The organism is Providencia sp. R33 (assembly GCF_019343475.1).
Lineage (GTDB): Bacteria > Pseudomonadota > Gammaproteobacteria > Enterobacterales > Enterobacteriaceae > Providencia.
On sequence record NZ_CP072453.1, the window covers coordinates 2,660,608 to 2,684,235 of the forward strand.

Consider the following 23,628-nt stretch of genomic DNA (forward strand, 5'->3'; position numbering starts at 1 on the left):
CCATATGCAATCTTTTCAATTTGAGACTATTGGGTATATCGAATCGCCATATAAAGAAAAGTTTGCCATCCCGCGCCAACCTGGGCTTGTTCCAGGTGGTGCAGGACGCCTACATCTCCACTCCCCTTTTAATGATGCTAATACTGTTCGTGGCTTAACGCAATTTAGCCATATCTGGGTAATTTTTGTTTTTCATCAAACGATGAAAGGTGGCTGGAAACCTTTAGTTCGTCCACCTCGCCTTGGCGGTAATGACAAAATGGGTGTATTTGCAACGCGCTCAACATTTAGACCAAACCCAATAGGTATGTCCCTTGTTGAATTAAAAGGGGTTTCTATAAAAAACAACCAAGCTATACTCGAGCTTGGTAGTCTAGACTTGGTTGACGGCACACCAGTGATTGATATAAAACCTTATTTGCCTTTTGCTGAAGCAATACCAGAGGCCACTGCGGGATACGCGCAAGATGCGCCTTCAGATAAAATGCAGGTTATATTCACGCTAGCCGTTGAAAATCAATTAGCCTCTTATCAACATCAATATCCTGCGCTAAAGCAATTTATTGAACAAGTTTTGATGCAAGACCCTCGCCCTGCGTATAAAAAACAATCGACTGAAATTCGTGACTATGCGGTTCATTTACTAGATTTTAATATTCGTTGGCGAGTGATTAATGGTGTGACTGAAGTATTCGCTATCGAACCTTACGAAAAAACGTGTTAACCCCTTTTGGCGAATCTCAGTCGCTGGTAGACTAGCTCTCTATATACTTTGGTAAGCAAACGGCTTGCCATAATTTGTTGTTCTAATGGAACCTAATACAATGCGTACTAGCAAATATCTGCTCTCAACTCTAAAAGAGACCCCTGCGGATGCAGAAGTTATCAGCCACCAGCTGATGCTGCGTGCAGGAATGATCCGTAAACTTGCTTCTGGTCTGTATGACTGGTTACCCACAGGCGTGCGTGTTTTGCGTAAAGTCGAAAACATCGTCCGTGAAGAAATGGAAAATGCAGGCGCTATCGAGGTATCTTTACCCGTCGTTCAGCCCGCAGATTTATGGCAAGAAAGTGGACGTTGGGAACAGTATGGCCCTGAATTGCTACGTTTTGTTGACCGTGGTGAGCGCCCATTTGTCCTTGGCCCAACCCATGAAGAAGTGATCACTGATTTAGTGCGTAATGAAATCACCTCTTATAAGCAACTCCCATTGAATTTATTCCAAATTCAAACCAAGTTCCGTGATGAAGTTCGCCCGCGTTTTGGCGTCATGCGTTCACGCGAATTTATTATGAAAGATGCTTACTCTTTCCATATTAGCCAAGAATCATTGCAAGAAACCTATGATGCAATGTACGAAGCGTATAGCAAAATTTTCACACGTATTGGCTTTGATTTCCGTGCAGTTCAAGCGGATACCGGCTCAATCGGTGGTAGTGCATCCCACGAATTCCAAGTGTTAGCAAAAAATGGTGAAGACGACGTTATTTTTTCCACTGAGTCTGACTATGCTGCAAATATCGAGTTTGCTGAAGCATTAGCGCCAACCACACCACGTGGAGCGCCAACTGAAGAGCTGCGTTTAGTGGATACTCCAAACGCAAAAACAATCGCTGAATTGGTAGAGCAATTTAACTTACCTGTTGAAAAAACAGTTAAGACGCTCATCGTTCACGCTGAAAAGGATTCAGGCCATACATTAGTGGCATTGTTGATCCGTGGCGATCATGAATTAAATGAAGTTAAAGCTGAAAAACATCCTTTAGTGGCAAGCCCACTGGAGTTTGCAACAGAAGCTGAAATTAGAAATGCGGTGAATGCAGGCCCAGGTTCATTAGGACCTATCAATATGCCATTACCGATTGTTATCGACCGTAGCGTTGCCGTGATGAGTGACTTCGGTGCGGGTGCAAATATTGATGGTAAACACTACTTTGGCATTAACTGGGAACGCGATTTAGCCTTACCTGAAACTTATGACCTTCGTAATGTCGTCGAAGGCGACCCAAGCCCAGATGGCAAAGGTGTGCTGCAAATTAAACGCGGTATTGAAGTTGGCCATATTTTCCAATTAGGCACCAAATATTCAGAAGCCATGAAGGCTTCCGTTCAGAACGAGGAAGGCCACAACCAAATCGTTACTATGGGTTGCTATGGTATTGGTGTAACGCGTATCGTTGCCGCTGCTATTGAGCAAAGCTATGATGATCGCGGAATTATCTGGCCAGATGCAATTGCACCTTTCCAAGTTGCTATTTTACCAATGAACATGCACAAATCTTATCGCGTAAAAGAAGTTGCTGAAAAACTGTATGCGGACTTAAAAGCAAACGGTATTGATGTCATTTTCGATGACCGTAAAGAGCGTCCAGGTGTGATGTTTGCTGATATGGAGCTGATTGGCGTTCCATACACTATCGTTATTGGTGACCGTAACTTAGATAATAACCAGATTGAGTACAAATCGCGCCGTAGCGATGATAAAGAATTGGTTGGTTTAGAAAATGTCGTCAGCTTCCTTAAAGGTAAGCTCGGCAAATAAGTTAGGTTAAAAGCCAAAAAATAGAGCCCAAATTCTAGTCATATTGAATTTGGGCTTTTTTCTTTAAATATCTCGGTACGAACCAATTTTAAAACCACGCGCAGCTATTTGTGATTTTAAATTTTCCGATGTTAATACTTCCAATTCATTTAAGCGTGGGTAAGCGTAGTTGCTTTTTAATAATGCATTATCAATAAAAGCAGGATGGCTCATGACTTCAATAGAGTGATTCCCCTGCGCTTTGGCTTCATCAATAATTTTCAAAAACAATGCTTCTGAAATTTCATCACCATAAAATTCACTACTAAAACAGTCAGTGCTTGCCACTTTGTATGACAATGGCGGCCAATTTTTCTCTAATTGACGATCAACACGAAGTGCAACCCCCTGTTCTTGTGCAAAACCCACGACAATCGGAAAAATACCCTCAATCATATGCACGTGATGATGGCTATCAATATGGCTGGGCTTTTGGCCAAAAATTTCGATAAATTTTTGATATTGCAGATTCAGCTCTTGTTCAATCTCAGACAAAGGTAAATCATTAATATCGATATCCCACAACCATTTACCTAACATTCCATCTCGACTGAGCGTTGGCATTGATGAAAAAGGCTTACCTGCTGTTAAAACAAAATGCATTCCCACCGCTAAATTCGGATTTTCATGACTTAATTTAGCCGCATGAGATATGGCAGGCATATTCATCATTGCGCTCGTTGAATTAACAACCCCATTACGATGAGATTCGATAATGCCGTAATTAACAGCTTCACATAATCCAAAATCATCGGCATTCACAATAAGTAATGAAGCCATTTGTTCTCCCTTAATGCTATAAACGATTTAACTCATTAACCTTCCAGCTCAAGTTGCTGTATTGCTTTCTCAAAATTCGGCAGGTGTTTTTTATGGGCGATAAGTAATTCTTTCGAAATTAAACGCGCATCTTTATCTGAATGAATTAATGGGTTTAAATTCATCGCCAGTAATACATCATTAAACTGACCATTTACAGCCGCTTGGCTAGTGGCAATTTCAAAGTTTTTTAAGGTATAAATTAAGCCGAGCACTTTATCATCAAAATGTGTCACTCGTGGATGCGGTTTTGCACCATCACGACCCAATAGGCAAGTCATCTCCACCGTCCAATCTTCTGGAATATTATCAATATGCCCCTGATGTGGGATATTAACGTAATGCTCCGTATTTTTATCGTTATAAATAGCGTTGATAACTTCACAAGCCGCATCTGAATAATAGGCTCCGCCACGTAATTCAAGCTCTTTAGGTTTCACATCGAGTGATGGATCCTTATAAAGCTCAAACAGTCGATGTTCAACTTTTTGTACGATTTGAGCTCGAGCGCCACCTTTATAATATTCCCCCAGCTCGATAGCTAACATTTCTTTTGGCTTAAAGTAATACAGTAAATAAGAGCAAGGGATCAGATTTAAGCTGCGAATTAACCCTTCTTCAAACGCAAGGTCAGTGATATTTTTTACAGAGTTAGCACTTAACGTACCAGAAGCAATACCGTCTAACAGCTCATCAAAACGAGAAATACCATTAACAATCACATCCTTGATAAAAACCATGTGGTTTAAACCGAATAAGTCGATAGATAACTCATCTTTTTCTGACAGATTAAGAACATCTGTAATAAACATTTTCATGCCAATCGGAATATTACACACACCAATAAAACGCTTAAAGTTTGTGTGTCGATAAACAGCTTCTGTCACCATCCCGGCAGGGTTAGTAAAATTAATCACCCACGCATTAGGGCAGATTTCTTCCACATCTTTAATAATGTCAAAAATAACAGGGATTGTACGCAACCCTTTAAATAACCCACCAGCACCGTTGGTTTCTTGGCCTAAATAGCCATGTTTTAATGGAATAGACTCATCAATTTCGCGAGCCTTTAACTGGCCTACTCTTAATTGTGTAGTGACAAAGTCAGCATCTTTAAGTGCTTCTCTTCTATCCAATGTTTTCACTATTTTCAATGGAATGTTTGCATGCTTAACCATGCGTTCACATAAATCAAAAATAATATCTAATTTTTCTTTGCCTTCCTCAACATCCACCAACCATAACTCAGTTATCGGAAGTTCATGGTAACGTTTAATAAAACCTTCGAGTAATTCAGGTGTATAGCTACTACCACCACCAATGGTGACAACTTTTAACTTCTGAGTCATATTAACCTCATAGAATCTTATACAATAGACATAGAAAGGCACACCATCTTTATTAAAAAAGATGGTTATGCTTGAATTGTTTAATTAAGAACGTTTTGAAATTCTGTTTACCTAATGCTAATTAACCCACCATTTTTTGCTCAACACTATATAAATTTTTCCGGTAATCACTTGGTGTTAGTGAAGTTGATTCTTTAAATTTTTTCACAAATAAACTTGGGCTACTGTAACCAGACTCAAATGCAATATCAGTAATTGAATAATTGGTAATTTCTAATTGCTTTTTAGCAAAATTAATTCTGATATCGTTAATAATTTGCATGGGTGTTTTGCCATAAAAACGCTTTGTCGCCCGTGTTAAATACTCTTGAGATTTCCCCGTCATGGTGATCATATTTTGCAAAGCACTTTCACTGAACATCGCAATATCATGCATGTCTTCAAGTGTGCTCTTAAGCCATTGAGGGGCATCATCCTGTAAGCTCTTTTCACGGAAATGGCGTAAGCGATTAACGACATTGAATGTGACTAATTCAATAAACTCATTAAATTCGCTGTCTCTAAAGTTTAGAGAGGCAATAACGGACTCAATATAAGCCATAAATTCATTTTTTAATGGATAGCTTTGTGATGCAACAAAACAGCTTGGCAATAATGGAAGATAATGTTTATCAAAAAATGATTTACTAATTCCAACATTTAATATCCGTGTTGGGCCAAAGTCATAAGCACTTTCGTGATATGAGCCAATGGGTAAAAAAACAAAATCCCCGCGCTCTAATAATATTTTTTTTCCATTAATAATTTGATAACAGCGACCTGTTAATACAATCGTGTATTCATAATAATCATGTTGATGCAGTCCACTTGCGCTCTCAACTTTATTATAAATAAAGACATGAAAGGTTTTATTGTTAAACAGTTCGCTTTCTTGAACTAATTTAATTTCAGCATTAGTGTCGGTTCTATTCATCAGTGTCTGCATCATTATCCCCTTTTAATGGTTTAATTTTTCATGTAGCTCAATTAATTCGGTAATCAATTCGCGCGCTAGCATGGCATTCATTAAATGATCTTGAGCATGGACGAGGACTAAGCTGACTTTAATTCGGCCCTCCCCCATGTCGCTTTCAATGAGCTGAGTTTGTACTTTATGTGCTTCATTCAAAGAAGAGTGAGATTGCTCCATTAAACTTTTTGCTGTGACGAAGTCACCCTCTTTGGCCTTTCTTAATGCGGTATAAGCTAAACTTCTCGCCTGACCTGCATTAATAATTAAGCCCATGACAACTTCTTCTAATTCGTTAGCTGCATCTTCTTGAATATCATCGAGTTCAAACATATTTTTATCTCTACTTAAATGGGAGGAGCAAGCTCCTCCGTTTTTTTAAAACTTCAGTGCATTGGCAATATCTTCTTCACTTTCTTCTTCGTCTATCGTGTTTTGGGCTTTATTTGAAATCACCACAAATGGCAGATAAACCAGTACAGCAACACCAAGGTTAAATAAAGCAAGCAATAGCGCAGCAATACTTCCGTTAGTGTTGAAGAAAGCCGCCAAGCCTGTCGGCATTGTCCACGGTGCAATATTGGTCACTGGTGGGATGATCCCTAAAGAATACGCTGCCACCATTATTCCCGCCAATAAAGGTTGAATCAAAATAAATGGGATAAACATGACAGGGTTCATAATGATAGGTAATCCAAAAATAATCGGCTCATTAATTTGGAAAATACCCGCTGGTAATGCTAACTTTGCCACTTGACGGTGATCTGCACGACGTGAAGCAATAAAGATGGCAATGATCAGCCCTAATGTCGCCCCTGTTCCGCCTAAGAACACGTAGGAATCAAGCATTGGTTTTGCCCACATATGGAAAGATTTACCCGCAGCAATCGCCGCGTCCACCGAACCATATTGCGCATATAACGAGACGTTTTCCAGTGCCCATGGCGTCATGATCCCACTGTCTAAGGCTGTCAATGCTAATGAACCGTGAATACCAAAGAACCACAGCAATGACGTAAAGACCACATAAGCCCAACCAACGACATTCCCCATTGAGGCGAGCGGTGTCGACACTGTATCCATAATGATTTGGTGGAAGTTAGTACTGATACCACTCGAAAGCGCCCATGACACAATTCCCATTATCGATAAGATAATAAAACCCGGAATAAGTGCAGAGAATGAACGGGAAACAGAAGGTGGCACACTATCAGGTAATTTAATCACCCAGTTACGACGCACAATAAATGCAAACATTTCGGCAACGACTAACCCTAAAATAATACCCGAAATAATATTTGCTCCACCTAACCAATTTGCACCAACAGCATAAGCGCCATTAACTTCATAAGGTGTCACAGTCATAAAAGCAGCGACTGCCAGCAACCCTGCGGCTAATGGATCAACCTTTCGCTCTTCTGCTAATGCCATGGAGATAAAAAAGGGTGCCATGAGGGACATAATACCGAGCGTCCCGTTATAGACATTCCCCCCAATAGCTTTAAATCCATTTAATGTTTCAATAGTTGATGGTTCTAATCTCACGCCCAATGAGTAAAAGAACGACCCTGCATCAAAGCTTAAAAATACATTATTAATTAGTACAAACATTGCCCCGACTAATGTCAATGGCATAATACGAATAAAACCATTCTTTATTGCATTAACGTGAGGTTGCTTTCCCAATCTAACTGCGAAGGGCAAAAGTACCTTTTCAAGCGAAGTGATAACAAGACTCATAAAAATACCCTCGATTTTTTGAGTGTGCTCCATTCTAATTAGGCTAATCTGCAATAAATAGCACTAAGGTTGATGGAGTTATTATTGAGTAGAGGTAGCTCTCTAATTTTAATTTGCTGTTTGTTTTTTTATGCTTGCAACGGCTGCCTTTAATACCCCAAGTCCATCCACTTTGCCGTATAACAATGAATCAATCACTTCGACAGGTTTATTTGGCAGTATTTTCTGAATATCCGTTAACATCCAAGCAATTTGCGGACCGAGTAAGACTAAATCTGCATCAACACCTTTTTCACTAGCTAAGCTTTCAGGGAAAGCTTCTATGTTGACGGGAACATCATATTTCTCTGCCTGTTGCCTCATTTTGTTGACTAACAATGAGGTCGACATGCCAGCAGAACAAAATAAATAGATATTTTTCTTCTTCATTCCTTATCCTTTGATTCGTTCTATTTTTTAGTTACCGCTTAGATTTATAAATTTTTTTACAGACTTGCGGCTTTTCTTAAATCAATAAACTAAAAATTAAAATTATTTCTAGTTGAATGAAGTATACGGAATTCCCTTAGTTTACGATATTTCATTGTTATCATTAGTTGTCTCTGATTGACCAATCGCTATGACAACCTTCACAAAATAAGCAAATATTTTTCGACAATAAAAAAGTTATACTGATATCAAAAAAGGCGTGAGTGAGAAAATAAAGAGATAGTTGAAGTGATTTTTTATTGATATTTTAAGGTGTTAAATAAAAAAGCCCAATATTTCTATTGAGCTTTTTAGTGGAGAAATGCAATCTAAATTATTTACAAGACGCCGTTTTATCGAATTTAATCTGCCCTGTTTGAACAAGTGCTGAGTCAAATTGGCCATCTTCCATTGACGGACGAACGGTATAATAACCTTCAACCTCAACATAAACAGGCGTTCCGCCATCAACGCCAGTTTCCCCATAGGCTTTTTCTAATTCAATACCCGATGCAGCGTATTGGCGCCCAGTTTCGCACTCAGTAAAGACAGCGGCATCTGCCATGTAGCGATATTGCCCCACTTTTTTACTTGGTTGAACACGGTTTAGCGAATAATTCAGTTCTGTTTCAATCGGGTTACCTTCTAAGTCCAGTAAAGTGACGGACTCACCATTATCAGCTTTAGCAAAAAAGGTATTCTCTCCTTTTGGATTTGTTGTACGCAATTTATTGCCTTCAACGCTCCATTTGCCCGCTTCATGGAAGCCTGTGTTGCCGTCTTTTGTTCCCAAGTAAATCAATTGTTCGACATAACTGCCATCTTGGTTCACTAACAATGTTGCTTCAATGCCTGAGCAATCTGCACAAGGCAATACCCCAGTGTAAACTTGATCAACAGGAACTGTGCTGGTATTTTTCGCGCCACTTTGGCAGCCCGCTAACGTTACCGCGCCAACCGCCATTAAGACTAACAATAGTGATTTTTTCATGAGACTTCCCTTGAAATTATTCGTTTTTAACTCGTTTACCAATATGAAACATCATAGCATCTCAAGTCATAAAAAAATGGAAACAGTAAGATAATTCGGACATAACTGATAAAAAATGCCATGCATTAATTTGATGAATAAGAATTATCTTTTTCATCCAGTAGCGATTATAGTTATTAAAATTACTATGCTATTATCGTACTAAGCATTTTTTTGCTTGATACAACATGTTCAAGGCGGCAATAACCGCCACTAACACAGTGGTGAGGGAATATGTCTACAGATACTGAATATCAACCTATCAATTGTGATGATTACGAATATCTAGAAATTGCATGCCAACGTCAGTTGAAGTTGCAAATAAAACTTAATGACGGCGAGAATATTGAAGGGCAGGCCAGTGATTTGCTTCTACGAAAAAAAGTCGAGTACCTGATTGTTGAAACACATGAGGGCACAAAGGAGCTACGGTTGGATTGCATTAATTCCTTCAGTCATCCAGAAATCGGCACGATAGTTGTCGACCACTCTCACTAATACTCACGATTCGAGTCCTTCTTGCCCCTTATGATGGTCACAGTCATAAGGGGTTTCTTGTTTTAGAAATCGCTCTGAAAACTCGACTCTTGCTGCCAATCTATCGCTATCCCAACTAGCTCATCGCCAATAAAACCTTCTGGTGTGATAAAACACCCCACCGCTGTAATCAATTTATCGTTATAATAAACCAGAGGAATACGTTCTCGCATCCACGGCGCAACCCCTAGTTCCTGCCATATTTTTTTGCTGCTTCTTGAACGATGCCGCCCCACAATATTGAGCGAGCCTTGTAAACCAAAACGCACAGTCACTTTTTCATCAGGCTCTGGGGAGCGGATTTGCCCTTGCCCCTCCATGACCTGTAATCGGCCAAGGGATTCAGGCAGTTCAAATGTGGCGGGATATGACCACGTATATTGCTGCCCTGCTAAGTTTTCAATACGAGGAACCACCCACAAGGCGCCTTGGTAACGGCGAACTTCAATCGGCCCTAGACGACAAACAGGCTCGGCATCTTGCCGCGCAAGCGCTACTTCTAGCCAGATACGTTCTAACTGGTTAAAAGGTGGCATCGGAAGCTGATGCAACCCAATCCAGCGACGGAGCAACGCGTTGCGTTTTGCGACAGAACAATTTTGCAGTTCATCAATAAACAACCCTCCGCGGTAATCCATCATGCCTTCAAGTGTTTCTTGCAATAATTCATCCAGTAACGATTCTTGCTCAGCACATAGCGATGCACTGCGCGCAATGGCATTGGAAATATGCGGCCAACGTGCGGTTAAACGCGGTAAAATATGCAACCGAAGGAAGTTTCTATCATAGCGGTCATCTTGGTTGCTATCGTCTTCCACCCATGGCAATTGCTGCGCTTGCATGTAAGCTTCTAAATCAACACGAGAGACCGTTAATAATGGCCGCAGCAACTGAGTTTCCCCGTGTTTTGCGATAAAAGGCAAAGATTCTGGCATTGATGATAGCCCCGCAGGACCACTTCCACGCTTTAAAGCTAATAAAAATGTTTCCGCTTGGTCATCAAGATGTTGAGCGGTCACCAACACTTCATTAATTTCAAGCGCTTCACGGTAGGCCTGATAACGGGCATCACGCGCGGCAGCCTCAATGCCTTTTTTGCTAGGGTCAACAAATACATGGTGGCAGATAAAAGGGATCTGCCACTGAAGGCATAGCTGTGCACAATGTTGTTCCCAAGCATCTGCTTTCGAGTTTAAACCATGATGAATATGAATTGCTCGGATAATTAATCGCGAATTATGATTTTTCTTGAGTTGATAAAGCGCATGCAGCAATACTGTCGAATCAATTCCGCCACTAAACCCAACAAGTATTTTTGTATAATCACCGATTTTTTCGCGTACTCGCTCGATGATCATGGATGATTGCTGCACCATTCGTTTACCTTTTTGACCATTGTTGACTACGACGTTTTACACCAACACATAAAACGCCTGAAATAATGACTAACATAACCCCAATAATATACGCTATTTCAAATGGCTCACTTAAAAGTAACACTAACCACAAGACCGATAATACCGGTGATAAGAATACCACTGAGGCAATTTTTGTCGAATTCCCTGCATTCATCGCTTTAAACCACAGGATATACGACACGCCATTAATGAGTACCCCATTAATCAGCGTCGGCCACAACGCACCTTGAGGTGGTAACTGCATTTCACTCAAAGACAACAAGAGAACCAAAGAAGTTAATGTCGAGAAGATAAATAACCAAACCGTACTTATATAAGGATCAATAGAATATTGGCGGGAAAATACCGACATTAAAGCAAAGCAAAATGCCCCGCTAAATACCAACAATAAGGCTGTTGGGTTATCCACATACAATTGAGTGATTTGCCCTTTTGTGAAAGTGATGATAACAGCAATAAAACCAACCATAACTCCGATAATTTGCCGCCCCGACAATCTGTCTTTCAATAGCACCACCGATAAAAGAATAATAATTAGTGGCCAGCTATATTGGATCACCAAAACAGCAATCCCATTTTCAATGGAATAACCGTAATACAACAGCAAATAAAAAAGGCAATCCAGAAACCCAAGAACAAAGACTTTGGCTACAATGTCACAGGGCAAAATAAATAATTTGGCAGGTGTATAGCCTGATGCCAATGCTACGCTGATAACGGCAATAACCGAAATAAGGTTTGACCAAAATAGAAATTGAAAGCTATCCATTCCATCTTGCCCAAAGCGTGAAACGATCGGGATAAAACTCCAAATCAACACGCAAGAAAAAGCATAAATCAAATAATGATATTGTCGCACTTTTATACCTATTTTTTATTATTTGCAGGTGAGTATTAATAATGTTCAATAAAAAACGGGAGTTGGCAAAAGCAAACTCCCGTTTTATTTAATCTATGAATCGCTAAAAATTAGCAATAACCGTATTCCATCAGGCGCTGATAACGACGGTTTTTCAATGCTTCTGCATCTAATACTTCCAGTTCGTTAAGATCTTCAGTGATACGTGCTTTTAGGTGAGCTGCGATTTCATCATAGTTACGATGCGCACCACCTAAAGGCTCAGAGACCACGTTATCAATCAGTTTTAGCTCTTTCAGGCGCGGTGCAGTAATTCCCATCGCTTCAGCAGCTAATGGGGCTTTGTCTGCACTTTTCCACAGAATGGATGCACAGCCTTCCGGGGAAATAACCGAATAAGTGCTGTATTGCAGCATATTCACTTTATCACCCACACCAATGGCTAACGCACCACCAGAACCGCCCTCACCAATGACTGTACAAATCACTGGGACAGATAAACGTGACATTTCACGTAGGTTACGCGCGATCGCTTCTGATTGACCACGCTCTTCTGCACCAACACCTGGGTATGCGCCCGGGGTATCGATGAAAGTGATAATAGGCAGATTAAAACGCTCAGCCAGTTCCATCAGGCGCAGTGCCTTACGGTAACCTTCAGGGGCTGGCATACCAAAATTACGACGGATTTTTTCTTTCGTTTCGCGCCCTTTTTGGTGCCCAATAATCATAACAGGACGACCATCTAAACGCGCCAAGCCACCGACTATGGCTTTGTCATCAGCATAAGCACGATCACCCGCTAATTCTTGGAAGTCCGTGAAAATGCGAGAGATGTAGTCCAGTGTATAAGGACGGCGTGGATGACGAGCGAGTTTAGCAATTTGCCAAGCACCCAGATCAGAGAAAATTTTACGTGTCAGTTCAACACTTTTTTCACGTAAACGAGCAACCTCTTCATCGAGGTTGACCTCTAAATTGTTATCTTGACGGCTGACGGCTTTTAGAGAGTCAATTTTTGCCTCTAATTCCGCGATTGGCTGTTCAAAATCAAGAAAATCCAGACTCATAATATTCCTATTTTAGTCAAATTCTAATTCTACCTGCTCACTACCCAGCAGAGTTCGAAGATCGTTCAGAAGGGGATCCACGGGTGTCACACGCCAAACAACGCCAAATTTAAGCTTGGCTCTGGCATCGTCCTTCTGGTAATACAGATGAACCGGGATAGTGCCTGAACGATGAGGTTCAAGCGTACTGCGCAGCCGGTTCAGTAATTGATCGTTAATTTGTTTATCTGACAGTGAAATCGCAAGTCCACGTGCATATTTCTCCCTTGCTTCACTAATATCCATTAACTCACGCACTGTCATTTTATTACCACCATTGAAATCATCAAAGCTGACCTGACCGGTGGCTATCAGGATATTGTCTTTTTCCAACATGTGTTGGTATTTATCGAGTGCATCTGAAAATAGCATAATATCCAGACGACCGGAACGATCATCAAGCGTACAGATACCAATTCTATTCCCACGCTTGGTTGTAATGACTTTAGCTGAAAGTACTAAACCTACCACAGTTGTCACTTGACCACGAGGGGTTGGGTTCACATCTTTTAATCTAAGGCCATTAGTATAGCGTTCTATTTCACTCAAGTATCGCGTTATTGGATGACCCGTTAAATATAAGCCAAGGGTTTCCCTTTCCCCATCCAATACCACTTGTTCTGGCCATTTTGGCACGCTTGCATACGAGCTTTCCACTTGCTCTGGGGCTTCAGCTAACACACCAAACATATCGGCTTGGCCTATGGCTTCGGCTTTCGCATGTTGATCGGCGGCTTTTAATGCATCCTCAAGGGATGACATCAACGCTGCACGGTGAGGGCCTAGGCGATCAAATGCCCCCGCCATGATCAATTTTTCCATCACGCGGCGGTTAATTTTTTTAATATCAACCCGAGCACAAAGGTCAAAAATCTCTTTGAAAATTCCGCCTTGCTGGCGTGCTTCAACAATGGCTTCAATAGGACCTTCACCGACCCCTTTAATCGCACCAATACCGTAAACTATCTCACCTTCATCATTCACATGGAAGTGATAAAGCCCGCTATTGATATCTGGAGGCAATACTTTTAAGCCCATTCGCCAGCATTCGTCAACTAAACCAACGACTTTTTCTGTATTATCCATATCCGCGGTCATTACTGCCGCCATAAATTCAGCAGGGTAATGCGCTTTTAGCCACAGTGTTTGGTAAGAAACTAACGCATATGCTGCGGAGTGCGATTTGTTAAACCCATAACCGGCAAATTTCTCTACCAAGTCAAAGATTTTCATCGACAATTCGCCATCAACGCCGTTTTTGATTGAACCTTCTTCAAAAACAGAACGCTGCTTCGCCATCTCTTCCGGTTTCTTTTTACCCATTGCACGGCGCAGCATATCCGCACCACCAAGGGTATATCCCGCAAGAACCTGTGCAATCTGCATAACCTGTTCTTGGTATAAAATAATACCATAAGTTGGCTCAAGAACAGGCTTTAACGATTCATGTTGCCATTCTACATCAGGGTATGAAATCTCTTCACGACCATGTTTACGGTCGATAAAGTTATCAACCATGCCTGATTGCAGCGGGCCTGGACGGAATAACGCCACCAGAGCGATCATATCTTCGAAGCAGTCAGGGCGTAACCGCTTAATTAAGTCCTTCATTCCACGGGATTCTAACTGGAATACCGCTGTGGTTTCAGAACGTTGCAACATATCAAAACTTTTTTGATCGTGTAATGGAATGGTTGCAATATCAATCGGTTCTTGGTTGCTCTTAGCCCGGCGCGCGTTGATCATCTCCAACGCCCAGTTAATGATCGTTAGCGTCCGTAAACCTAGGAAGTCAAACTTCACTAACCCTGCATATTCAACGTCGTTTTTGTCGAATTGCGTAACGGGGTTGTTCCCTTCTGCATCGCAATACAGTGGGGCAAAATCGGTAATTTTGGTTGGTGCGATAACCACACCACCGGCATGTTTACCTGCGTTTCGTGTCACCCCTTCAAGTTTACGCGCCATATCAATCAGCGCTTTCACTTCTTCATCGGCTTCGTAAATTTCAGGAAGCTGTGGTTCGGCTTCAAAGGCTTTTTCTAATGTCATTCCCGGATCAGGGGGAACCAGTTTAGAAATTCTATCCACAAAACCATAAGGGTGACCAAGGACACGCCCTACGTCACGAATAACCGCTTTTGCCGCCATCGTACCGAAGGTAATAATTTGTGATACCGCATCACGGCCGTACATTTGCGCCACATGATCAATAACTTGGTCACGTTTCTCCATACAAAAGTCGACGTCAAAGTCAGGCATCGAGACCCGTTCAGGGTTTAAGAAACGCTCAAACAGAAGGTCAAATTCTAATGGGTCAAGGTCTGTAATTTTGAGTGCATAAGCCACTAATGACCCTGCACCAGACCCCCTTCCTGGGCCAACAGGTACACCGTTGTCTTTTGACCATTGGATAAACTCCATCACGATCAAGAAGTAACCAGGGAACCCCATTTGGTTAATCACGTTCAGTTCAATTTCTAAACGCTCATCGTATGCAGGGCGTTTTTCTGCGCGAACTTTTTCGTCAGGAAATAAAAATTCAAGGCGCTCTTCGAGTCCTTCTTTTGACCGCATGACTAAAAAGTCTTCTGTTTTCATATCCCCAGTTGGGAATTGCGGCAAGAAGTATTCACCAAGACGAATCGTAACGTTACAACGCTTAGCAATCTCTACACTGTTTTCTAACGCTTCAGGAATGTCGGCAAAAAGCTCGCACATTTCCTCTTCAGTACGTAAGTATTGCTGAGGGCTATAGTTTTTCGGTCTTTTGGGGTCAGCTAGGGTGAAACCATCGTGGATAGCAACGCGAATTTCATGGGCATCAAAGTCGCTACTTTCAATAAAACAGACTTCGTTGGTTGCAACAACTGGCAGGCCTTTCTTCGTGGCTAACTCAACGGCAGCATGAAGATAACTTTCTTCGTCGGGACGGCCTGTCCTCACTAATTCAAGGTAATAGCAGCCCGGAAAATGCGTTTCATAAAACTCAAGGCACTCATCGACAAGCGCTTGGTTGCCCCGTAATAAAAATTGCCCGACATCCCCTTTACGCCCACCTGAAAGTAGAATCAATCCTTCTTTATGAGTCGCCAACCACTCACGCTTAATTGTTGGCCCTACCGCGCCATACCCCTTTTGGTAAGCCTCTGAAATCAAGAGAGTGAGGTTTTGATATCCTTCATTATTACGAGCAAGAATGGTGAGGTGAGAAATTTCATCGCCTAATAATTCGCTTTCTACATAAAAATCCGCGCCAATGATCGGCTTGATACCTGCTCCATGAGCAGCACCGTAGAATCTCACTAACCCACACAGGTTAGTAAAATCGGTGATTGCAAACGCAGGCATGCCCATTGCAGCCACTTTTTTGACCAATGGACCCGTTTTAGCGAGCCCGTCAATCATCGAGTAGTCACTGTGCACACGCAAATGAATAAAACGAGGTGATACCATCGATTAAATACCTATTTTTGACTGTCTAAAGCTCGCCTCACAGGCGCAAAGCTTTTACGATGGAATTCGGTTGCACCATACTGCGCCAATTTTTCTAAGTGGTATGCGGTTGGGTAGCCTTTATGCTTTGCAAAGCCATATTCTGGGAATGCTTTGTCCAGCTCGACCATTTCCCTATCCCGCACCACTTTCGCTAAAATGGATGCTGCGCTAATTTCTTGCACAAGGCTATCGCCTTTGACCACTGCCTGTGAAGGCATTGGCAGCTCAGGGCAGCGATTGCCATCAATTAAAACAAATTCAGGGACGATAGATAACCCAGCAACGGCACGCTGCATGGCTAACATCGTCGCGTGTAATATATTTATTTTATCAATTTCTTCAGGTTCTGCACGACCAATGCACCAGCATAAGGCTTTTTCTTTGATTTCGTCGAATAGTTTCTCGCGCTTTTTTTCACTGAGTTTTTTCGAGTCTGCGAGCCCTGCAATCGGGTTATTGGGATCAAGGATCACAGCGGCAGTCACAACTGCGCCCACTAATGGCCCACGCCCAACTTCATCAACGCCAGCAATTAAATTGGCTTTGGGATAGATAAATTCCATTAATTTTTAACCAAATCGAGTACTGCTTCTGCAGCTTGTTTATCTGCATCACAACGGATCAATTGATGCAGATGTAAAAAAGTGTCTTTTAGTTGATTGACCTGTTCCCCACCTTCCAATAATGGAAGAAGCTCTTGCGCCAATTTTTCTGGCTGGCACTCTTCCTGCAGCAATTCTTTGACAATTTCTTTTTCAGCCAGCAAATTCGGCAAGGAGACATACGGGGTTTTAACTAAGCGCTTAGCCAGCCAAAAAGTGAATGGTTTCATGCGGTAACCGACCACCATCGGGCATTTGGTCAACATGCATTCCAGAGCAGCGGTTCCTGAGGCTAACAGTGTCGCATCTGCAGCAATCATCGCATCACGAGCTTGCCCATCAAGAATATGTACGGATAACTCAGGTACAGCAGTGGCTTTGATCGTATCAAATTGCAGGCGGCGCTTTTCATTAACCAGTGGCACCACGATATGCAAATCAGGAAAGCGTTGTTGGAGTATTTGCGCCGTTTTTAAAAAATCAGCACTCAACATTTCCACTTCTGAATGGCGGCTTCCTGGCAATAATGCGAGACATTTTACATTTTCGGGAATACCTAGGCGTGCTCGCGCAGCAAGTTTATCAGGGTGCAAGGGAATAGCATCCGCCATGGTGTGGCCGATAAAGCGACAAGGTACATCAAAACGGTCATAAAATGCTTTTTCAAATGGTAAAAACGCTAAGACTAGGTTTGTAGAACGACCGATTTTAAATACGCGTTTTTGGCGCCATGCCCAAACTGAAGGGCTGACGTAATGAATAGTTTTGATGCCTTTTGCTTTTAAGCGCCCTTCAAGGGTGATATTGAAATCAGGGGCATCAATTCCGACAAAAATATCGGGTTGTAACTGTGTAAAACGCTGGGTTAAATCTTTACGAATAGATAATAAGCGAGGTAACCGACCGAGAACTTCAACAATTCCCATGACGGCCAATTCTTCCATTTCGTACCAGGCTTCACAGCCTTCCGCTTGCATCAGCGGGCCTGCAACACCAACAAAGCGAGCATTAGGCACTTGCTCTTTCAATGCACGAATGAGCCCTGCACCGAGGATATCGCCAGATGTTTCTCCGGCAACAAGGCCAATAGTAAGTGGACGGTTATCAATCACCGAAATTCGCTCCTTAATAAAGGCCTAGTCACGTTAACCACAAACACCGTGATTAACGGATAATACCACGCTTAGATTGTGCAGAATCTTCTAAGAAATCACTAAACACTTTAACGTGTTCGTTGACTTTCCCTGCTTCTGCGATTTCTTCACGCGCTTCTTCTAATGATTTACCTGAACGGTATAACGTCTTGTATGCATTACGAATGGCATGCAGTGATTCTTTTTCAAAACCACGACGTTTTAAACCTTCAAGATTTAAACCAAACGGTGTTGCATGGTTACCTTGTGCAATAACATATGGCGGCACATCTTGCGCCACGCCAGAGCAACCACCAACCATAACGTGTGCACCAATTTTGCAGAATTGGTGAACCGCTGTCATACCGCCAATAATAGCGTAATCGCCTAATGTGACATGACCGCCTAACGTCCCGTTATTTGCAATAATGCAACGATTACCAATGATACAATCGTGAGCAATATGCACGTTAACCATCAGCAGGTTATCATCACCCACTTTTGTTAAGCCTGCATCTTGGACAGTACCACGGTGAATAGTCACACTTTCTCTAATACGGTTTCTATCACCAATTTCAACGCGAGTTGGTTCACCTTGGTATTTCAGGTCTTGGTTAGCTTCACCAACAGACGCAAACTGAAAAATCACATTATCGCGACCAATTTTTGTGTGGCCGTTAACGACAACGTGGGATTTCAGCTCTGTGCCTTCGCCAATTTCAACATTCGCGCCAACATAACAAAAAGGGCCAATACGCACATTGGCACCAATGATTGCGCCATCTTCGACGATGGATGAAGGATGGATATAGGCAGTATTGTCAATCATATCAGACCTCACGGCGACGGGCGCACATCATTTCTGCTTCGCAGGCCACTTCTCCATCAACTTTTGCAACGCCTTTAAAACGTGCGACTCCGCGACGTTCTTTAATAAATTCAACTTCTAAGATCATTTGATCTCCAGGCTGAACAGGACGTTTAAAACGTGCGTTGTCTACCGCTGCAAAATAATACAGTTCGCCTGGCTCTAATTTTCCAACGCTTTTAAATGCAAGGATACCCGTTGCTTGCGCCATCGCTTCTAAAATTAAAACACCCGGGAAAATCGGTTTACCAGGGAAATGTCCTTGGAAAAATGGCTCGTTGAAGGAAACATTTTTAACTGCACGCAAAGATTTGCCTTCTTCAAAATCCAAAACACGGTCAACCAAAAGGAATGGGTAACGGTGTGGAAGGAGCTCTAAAATTTCTTCAATATTCAGAGTATGATTATCACTCATCGAAATACTCTTCCTGTCTATTAATACGGTTATTATTAACGAATCGGCCTGCTTTAACCTTAAATTAGGTTAACTGGCAGGCCGGAAAACGTAACTCAGATAACTATTTTAGCCTGAATTACAAAATGATTACTGATTTTTTTGATTTTGGCTATCTAATTCACGTTCAACATTCTTCAGACGCTTATTCATCTCATTGATACTTAAGACTAAAGCAGCTGTTTTACGCCAAACTTTATTAGGTTGTAAAGGAATACCTGAAGAATAAACTCCTGGTTCGGTGATAGGTCGCATGACCATTCCCATTCCCGTTACTGTGACCTTATCGCAAATTTCCATATGACCGTTGATCACGCTCGCGCCACCAATCATACAGTAACGGCCGATTTTTAAGCTACCCGCCATAATTACGCCGCCAGCAACTGCGGTATTATCACCAATAATGACATTATGTGCAATTTGGCACTGGTTATCGATAATAACCCCATTGCCAATTACCGTGTTATCTAATGCGCCGCGGTCAATTGTTGTACTTGCGCCGATCTCAACACGATCTCCGATGATCACGGTGCCTAATTGAGGGATTTTGATCCAATTGCCACGATCATTCGCGTAGCCGAAGCCATCAGAGCCGATCACGGTACCTGATTGCACTAAGCAGTGCTCGCCAATTTCAATATTGTGGTAAACGCTGACATTTGCCCATAAGCGGGTTCCTGCCCCAATACGCGTGTTTTTACCCACAAAGCAACCTGCGCCAATTACTACGTTATCGCCCAGTATGACACCACTTTCGATAACGGCATTTGCGCCAATTGCGACATTTTTACCGAGTGCTGCATCATCTGCAATCACTGCGGATGCATGAATATCTTCAGCCGGACTTGGCGTGGTATCCATGATTTGCGCCATCCGTGCATAGGCGAGGTACGGGTTATCAACAACCAGTGCAGCCACTTTACAGGATTCGAGATCTTTTGCTGTGAGGACCACCGCCGCAGCTTGGCATTCAGCCAATTTATCACTGTAACGGCTATCAGATAAAAAAGTTATCTGTTGATTATTCGCTGAATGCATGGGAGCAATACTGGTGATGACGATATCGCCATCACCATGTAATTGTGCATTCAACTGCTGAGCAAGGTCAGCCAATCGAATTGAAGACATCTATTATTTAACCTGTTTTTGAACCTGACTGGTGATGTCGATGCTATCTTTTGCATACGCAACCGCGTTTGCATCGATAACGACATCGTAGCCTTCTTTAGCAGCAACAGACTTAATAGAGTCCTGAATACGAGTTAAAATTTTATTACGCTCTTCACCTTGACGACGACGGTTGTCTTCTTCAAATTTCTGCGCTTTTTCAGCAAAAGCGTCACGTTTAGTCATGAGTTCGGATTCAAGTTTTTCGCGCTCACTTTGCTTCATGGTAGCACCATCACGACGCAGTTTTTCTACGCGTGATTGCAGGTCTTTTTCCAGATTCTGCAATTCAGTAGCACGGCTCTTGAATTCGCTTTCAAGCTGTTTAGCAACGGCTTCACGCGCAGGCATATTTTGGAAAATTTCACCAACGTTTACGATAGCGATTTTTTCAGCATAAGCACCCGCAGACATTGCTAAAGCAATACTCACACCCGCTGCACACAACAATTTTTTCACACTAAACTCCTTAACCCATATGTATGGCTGGAAATTTTGGTTGCTCCCATAAAATTATGGGAGCCTTCATAGATAGGAACTGGTGTAGATTACCACGTTCTACCAATATTAAATTGGAACTGTTCTGATTTATCCCCTTCGTAGTCCTTAATCGGCTGCGCATAAGAGAAGACCAGTGGTCCAAGTGGGGACATCCATTGTAAAGCCACACCCGCTGAAGCGCGGATATTAGACGCCTTACCGTAGTCTGGCATACCCGCACGCCAATCAGATGGAATACTGTTCCAGTTGGTATCCCATACTGTACCTGCATCCACGAAGAGAGAGGTACGAACAGAGTTCGAATATTTCTCGTCAATAAATGGCGTAGGCGTAATTAACTCAAATGATGCTGCATACATGGCGTTACCACCGACTGCATCACTTGATGGGCTACCTGGCTCTGGGCCATCTTTTCCATTAACTTTCTTCAAGTAAACCGCTTTCGGACCGATATTGTTCGAGCGGAAACCACGAATGGTGCTAGAACCACCCGCATAGAAGTTTTCATAGAATGGCATTTGCTTACTGCCAATACCGTCACCGTAACCCGCTTGAGCACGCCCCAGCACAACCCAAGTTTCATCTTCATCTAATGGGTAGTACTGCGCAGTATCAAAACGCAATTTATAGTATTCGTTATCAGAGCCTGGAACAGTCACTTTACCAGAGACGTTCGTTTTGTTACCCGACGTTGGGAAGAAACCACGGTTTAACGAGTTGTAAGTCCAACCTAAGTTAAGCGTAAAGTCATCCGCATCAAAGCTTTCTTTATTACGGCCATTTTCTGTGATTGGTGGATTTTTACCCATAGAATCAAGGTAATCCCACATCGCAGCTTGCGCACGCATATCAGACAGTTTGTTATGAACATAACCCGCACCTACACGGAAAGAGTTATTTTCATTGAATGGGAAACTTAAGAAGCTATCTAAGCCATACGTTTTGTTGTTATAGCCAGACAGGTCAGCATCTTTCGCACTAAAGTCGTTATAGAAAATACGACCACCCAAGCTCACACCATTAACGGTGAAGTAAGGGTCAGTAAAGGAGAACTCAACGTTGGTTGAATAGTCATTTTTACTTGCGTTGATACCAACCGCGTTACCTGTACCTAACCAGTTATCTTGCGTAACACCAACTTGGAAGCTCACGCCGCTTTCTGTACCGAAACCGATACCGAAGTTCATCGAACCTGTATTACGTTCTTTAACTTTATAGATAACATCAACTTGGTCAGGGCTACCCGGTACACGCTGAGTTTCAACATCAACGGTTTCAAAGAAACCAGTACGGTTAAGACGCTCTTTACCTAGCTCAACAAGGTCGTTACCCAGCCATGCCCCTTCCATTTGACGCATTTCACGACGCAGAACGGTATCTTTACTGGTGTCATTACCTTGGAAGCGAATTTCACGAACGTAGAAACGGTTACCTGCATCAACATTCAGGTGCAATTTAACGGTTTTATCTGCGTCGTTAATTTCAGGCTGAGTCATCACTCGTGGATAGGCATAACCGTAACGACCAAACAATTCTTTGATCTGGTTTTCCATTCGAGTCACTTGCGCACCGTTGTATAACTCACCCGGTGTAATCGTGATCAGCTCTTTGATTTCATTTAAATGTTCAGCCGTATTACCATTAATTTCAACGCCAGAAATTTTGTACTGGTCGCCTTCAGTAATGTTAATCGTGATATAAATGCCTTTTTTGTCTGGAGTCAGACTGACTTGGGTAGAATCAATATTAAAGCGTGCATAACCGCGATCAAGGTAGAAACTGCGTAACGTTTCTAAGTCGCCCGCCAGTTTTTGCTTCTGATATTTTTGGTCAGCCGCAAGGTTCCACCATGGTACATCATCACGCAATTGCAGCTTGTTAACCAATTCAGCGGTCGTGTAGTTTTTGTTACCCACGATGTTAATCTGCTGAATTTGTGCAGATACACCTTCGGAGAACACAAATTTTAAATCGACACGGTTGCGCGGTAATGGCGTCACAACGGCTTTAACTGTCGCGTTGTATTTACCCACACTGTAGTAAAAGTCTTCTAAGCCTTTTTCAATATTCGCGATTGTTGTGCGGTCAAGTGCCTCACCCACGCGAATATTTGAAGCCTCCAAGTTCTGCTTGAGCATATCGTCTTTAACAGATTTATTACCTGTAAACGTGATGCTTGCGATGGTTGGCCGCTCTTTAACTTGAACGATCAGCGTGTTTCCATCACGCAGGACCCTAACATCTTCGAAGTTACCGGTTGAGAATAGAGAACGAATTGAACGACTGATATCGTCGTTATCAATCGAATCGCCCACCCTAACAGGCATGTTCAATAATGCTGCACCAACGGCGACGCGTTGTAGACCTTCGAAACGAATGTCTTTAACTACGAATCCGTCTGAACCGTATGCAGTGGCGCTGCCTAGAAGCAGCGACGCTATGAGCAACTTTTTCATCGCCATCGTTGTTATGCGTATTCCTTACT

Annotated in this window: 21 protein-coding genes; 3 read left to right on the forward strand and 18 right to left on the reverse strand. The window is 42.3% G+C overall.

Going from position 1 to position 23,628, the window contains the following annotated elements; genetic code table 11:
• Positions 1–4 precede the first annotated feature (4 nt).
• Both tsaA and proS read left to right on the forward strand, forming a co-directional pair.
• Entirely contained in the window at positions 5–724 is a 720-nt protein-coding gene (tsaA, locus tag J6836_RS12525; RefSeq protein WP_219244365.1) for a tRNA (N6-threonylcarbamoyladenosine(37)-N6)-methyltransferase TrmO, read from the forward strand.
• 100 nt (positions 725–824) lie between these two features.
• Entirely contained in the window at positions 825–2,543 is a 1,719-nt protein-coding gene (gene proS, locus J6836_RS12530) for a proline--tRNA ligase (RefSeq protein ID WP_219244366.1), read from the forward strand.
• Between the two features lie 63 nt (positions 2,544–2,606).
• Here the strand turns inward: proS and chbG are convergent, their stop codons facing one another.
• The 7 genes from chbG to nlpE form a co-directional block, all read right to left on the reverse strand.
• A complete protein-coding gene (gene chbG, locus J6836_RS12535; protein ID WP_219244367.1) occupies positions 2,607–3,362 on the reverse strand; it encodes a chitin disaccharide deacetylase in 756 nt (251 codons plus the stop codon).
• 35 nt (positions 3,363–3,397) lie between these two features.
• Positions 3,398–4,750, reverse strand: coding sequence for a 6-phospho-beta-glucosidase (locus J6836_RS12540; RefSeq protein WP_219244368.1), 1,353 nt, complete (start codon positions 4,748–4,750; stop codon positions 3,398–3,400).
• A 121-nt stretch (positions 4,751–4,871) separates the two neighbouring features.
• Entirely contained in the window at positions 4,872–5,738 is an 867-nt protein-coding gene (chbR, locus tag J6836_RS12545; protein WP_219244369.1) for a transcriptional regulator ChbR, read from the reverse strand.
• 9 nt (positions 5,739–5,747) lie between these two features.
• Positions 5,748–6,092, reverse strand: a complete 345-nt coding sequence (gene chbA, locus J6836_RS12550; RefSeq protein ID WP_219244370.1) for a PTS N,N'-diacetylchitobiose transporter subunit IIA — start codon at positions 6,090–6,092, stop codon at positions 5,748–5,750.
• 45 nt (positions 6,093–6,137) lie between these two features.
• The gene (gene chbC, locus J6836_RS12555; protein ID WP_219244371.1) at positions 6,138–7,499 is read right to left on the reverse strand and encodes a PTS N,N'-diacetylchitobiose transporter subunit IIC; all 1,362 of its coding nucleotides are present in this window, start codon (positions 7,497–7,499) and stop codon (positions 6,138–6,140) included.
• 108 nt (positions 7,500–7,607) lie between these two features.
• A complete protein-coding gene (locus J6836_RS12560; protein WP_206083764.1) occupies positions 7,608–7,928 on the reverse strand; it encodes a PTS sugar transporter subunit IIB in 321 nt (106 codons plus the stop codon).
• Positions 7,929–8,301: 373 nt separating this feature from the next.
• Positions 8,302–8,958 carry an envelope stress response activation lipoprotein NlpE gene (gene nlpE, locus J6836_RS12565; protein WP_219244372.1) on the reverse strand — a complete coding sequence of 219 codons (657 nt, stop codon included), beginning with the start codon at positions 8,956–8,958 and terminating at the stop codon, positions 8,302–8,304.
• Between the two features lie 273 nt (positions 8,959–9,231).
• On the opposite strand from nlpE, the gene rof reads away from it, so the two are divergent.
• Positions 9,232–9,495 (forward strand): Rho-binding antiterminator, encoded by a 264-nt coding sequence (gene rof, locus J6836_RS12570; protein ID WP_042848970.1) that lies wholly within the window; start codon positions 9,232–9,234, stop codon positions 9,493–9,495.
• A gap of 62 nt (positions 9,496–9,557) precedes the next feature.
• Here the strand turns inward: rof and tilS are convergent, their stop codons facing one another.
• The 11 genes from tilS to bamA form a co-directional block, all read right to left on the reverse strand.
• Positions 9,558–10,910 carry a tRNA lysidine(34) synthetase TilS gene (gene tilS / locus J6836_RS12575; protein ID WP_219244373.1) on the reverse strand — a complete coding sequence of 451 codons (1,353 nt, stop codon included), beginning with the start codon at positions 10,908–10,910 and terminating at the stop codon, positions 9,558–9,560.
• A 4-nt stretch (positions 10,911–10,914) separates the two neighbouring features.
• Positions 10,915–11,811, reverse strand: a complete 897-nt coding sequence (locus tag J6836_RS12580; RefSeq protein WP_219244374.1) for a DMT family transporter — start codon at positions 11,809–11,811, stop codon at positions 10,915–10,917.
• Between the two features lie 110 nt (positions 11,812–11,921).
• A complete protein-coding gene (gene accA / locus J6836_RS12585) occupies positions 11,922–12,881 on the reverse strand; it encodes an acetyl-CoA carboxylase carboxyl transferase subunit alpha (RefSeq protein ID WP_219244375.1) in 960 nt (319 codons plus the stop codon).
• 12 nt (positions 12,882–12,893) lie between these two features.
• Positions 12,894–16,376 carry a DNA polymerase III subunit alpha gene (gene dnaE / locus J6836_RS12590; RefSeq protein WP_219244376.1) on the reverse strand — a complete coding sequence of 1,161 codons (3,483 nt, stop codon included), beginning with the start codon at positions 16,374–16,376 and terminating at the stop codon, positions 12,894–12,896.
• Positions 16,377–16,387: 11 nt separating this feature from the next.
• A complete protein-coding gene (gene rnhB / locus J6836_RS12595; protein ID WP_219244377.1) occupies positions 16,388–16,981 on the reverse strand; it encodes a ribonuclease HII in 594 nt (197 codons plus the stop codon).
• A complete protein-coding gene (gene lpxB / locus J6836_RS12600; protein ID WP_219244378.1) occupies positions 16,981–18,132 on the reverse strand; it encodes a lipid-A-disaccharide synthase in 1,152 nt (383 codons plus the stop codon). Before lpxB ends, rnhB begins: the two co-directional genes overlap by 1 nt.
• 52 nt (positions 18,133–18,184) lie before the next feature.
• Positions 18,185–18,982 (reverse strand): acyl-ACP--UDP-N-acetylglucosamine O-acyltransferase, encoded by a 798-nt coding sequence (lpxA, locus tag J6836_RS12605; RefSeq protein WP_219244379.1) that lies wholly within the window; start codon positions 18,980–18,982, stop codon positions 18,185–18,187.
• A 1-nt stretch (position 18,983) separates the two neighbouring features.
• Entirely contained in the window at positions 18,984–19,436 is a 453-nt protein-coding gene (gene fabZ, locus J6836_RS12610) for a 3-hydroxyacyl-ACP dehydratase FabZ (protein ID WP_219244380.1), read from the reverse strand.
• Positions 19,437–19,565: 129 nt separating this feature from the next.
• Entirely contained in the window at positions 19,566–20,603 is a 1,038-nt protein-coding gene (gene lpxD, locus J6836_RS12615; RefSeq protein ID WP_219244381.1) for a UDP-3-O-(3-hydroxymyristoyl)glucosamine N-acyltransferase, read from the reverse strand.
• A gap of 3 nt (positions 20,604–20,606) precedes the next feature.
• Complete coding sequence (skp, locus tag J6836_RS12620; RefSeq protein WP_219244382.1) at positions 20,607–21,101, reverse strand: molecular chaperone Skp; 495 nt, start codon at positions 21,099–21,101, stop codon at positions 20,607–20,609.
• Between the two features lie 89 nt (positions 21,102–21,190).
• Entirely contained in the window at positions 21,191–23,605 is a 2,415-nt protein-coding gene (gene bamA, locus J6836_RS12625) for an outer membrane protein assembly factor BamA (protein WP_219244383.1), read from the reverse strand.
• Positions 23,606–23,628 lie beyond the last annotated feature (23 nt).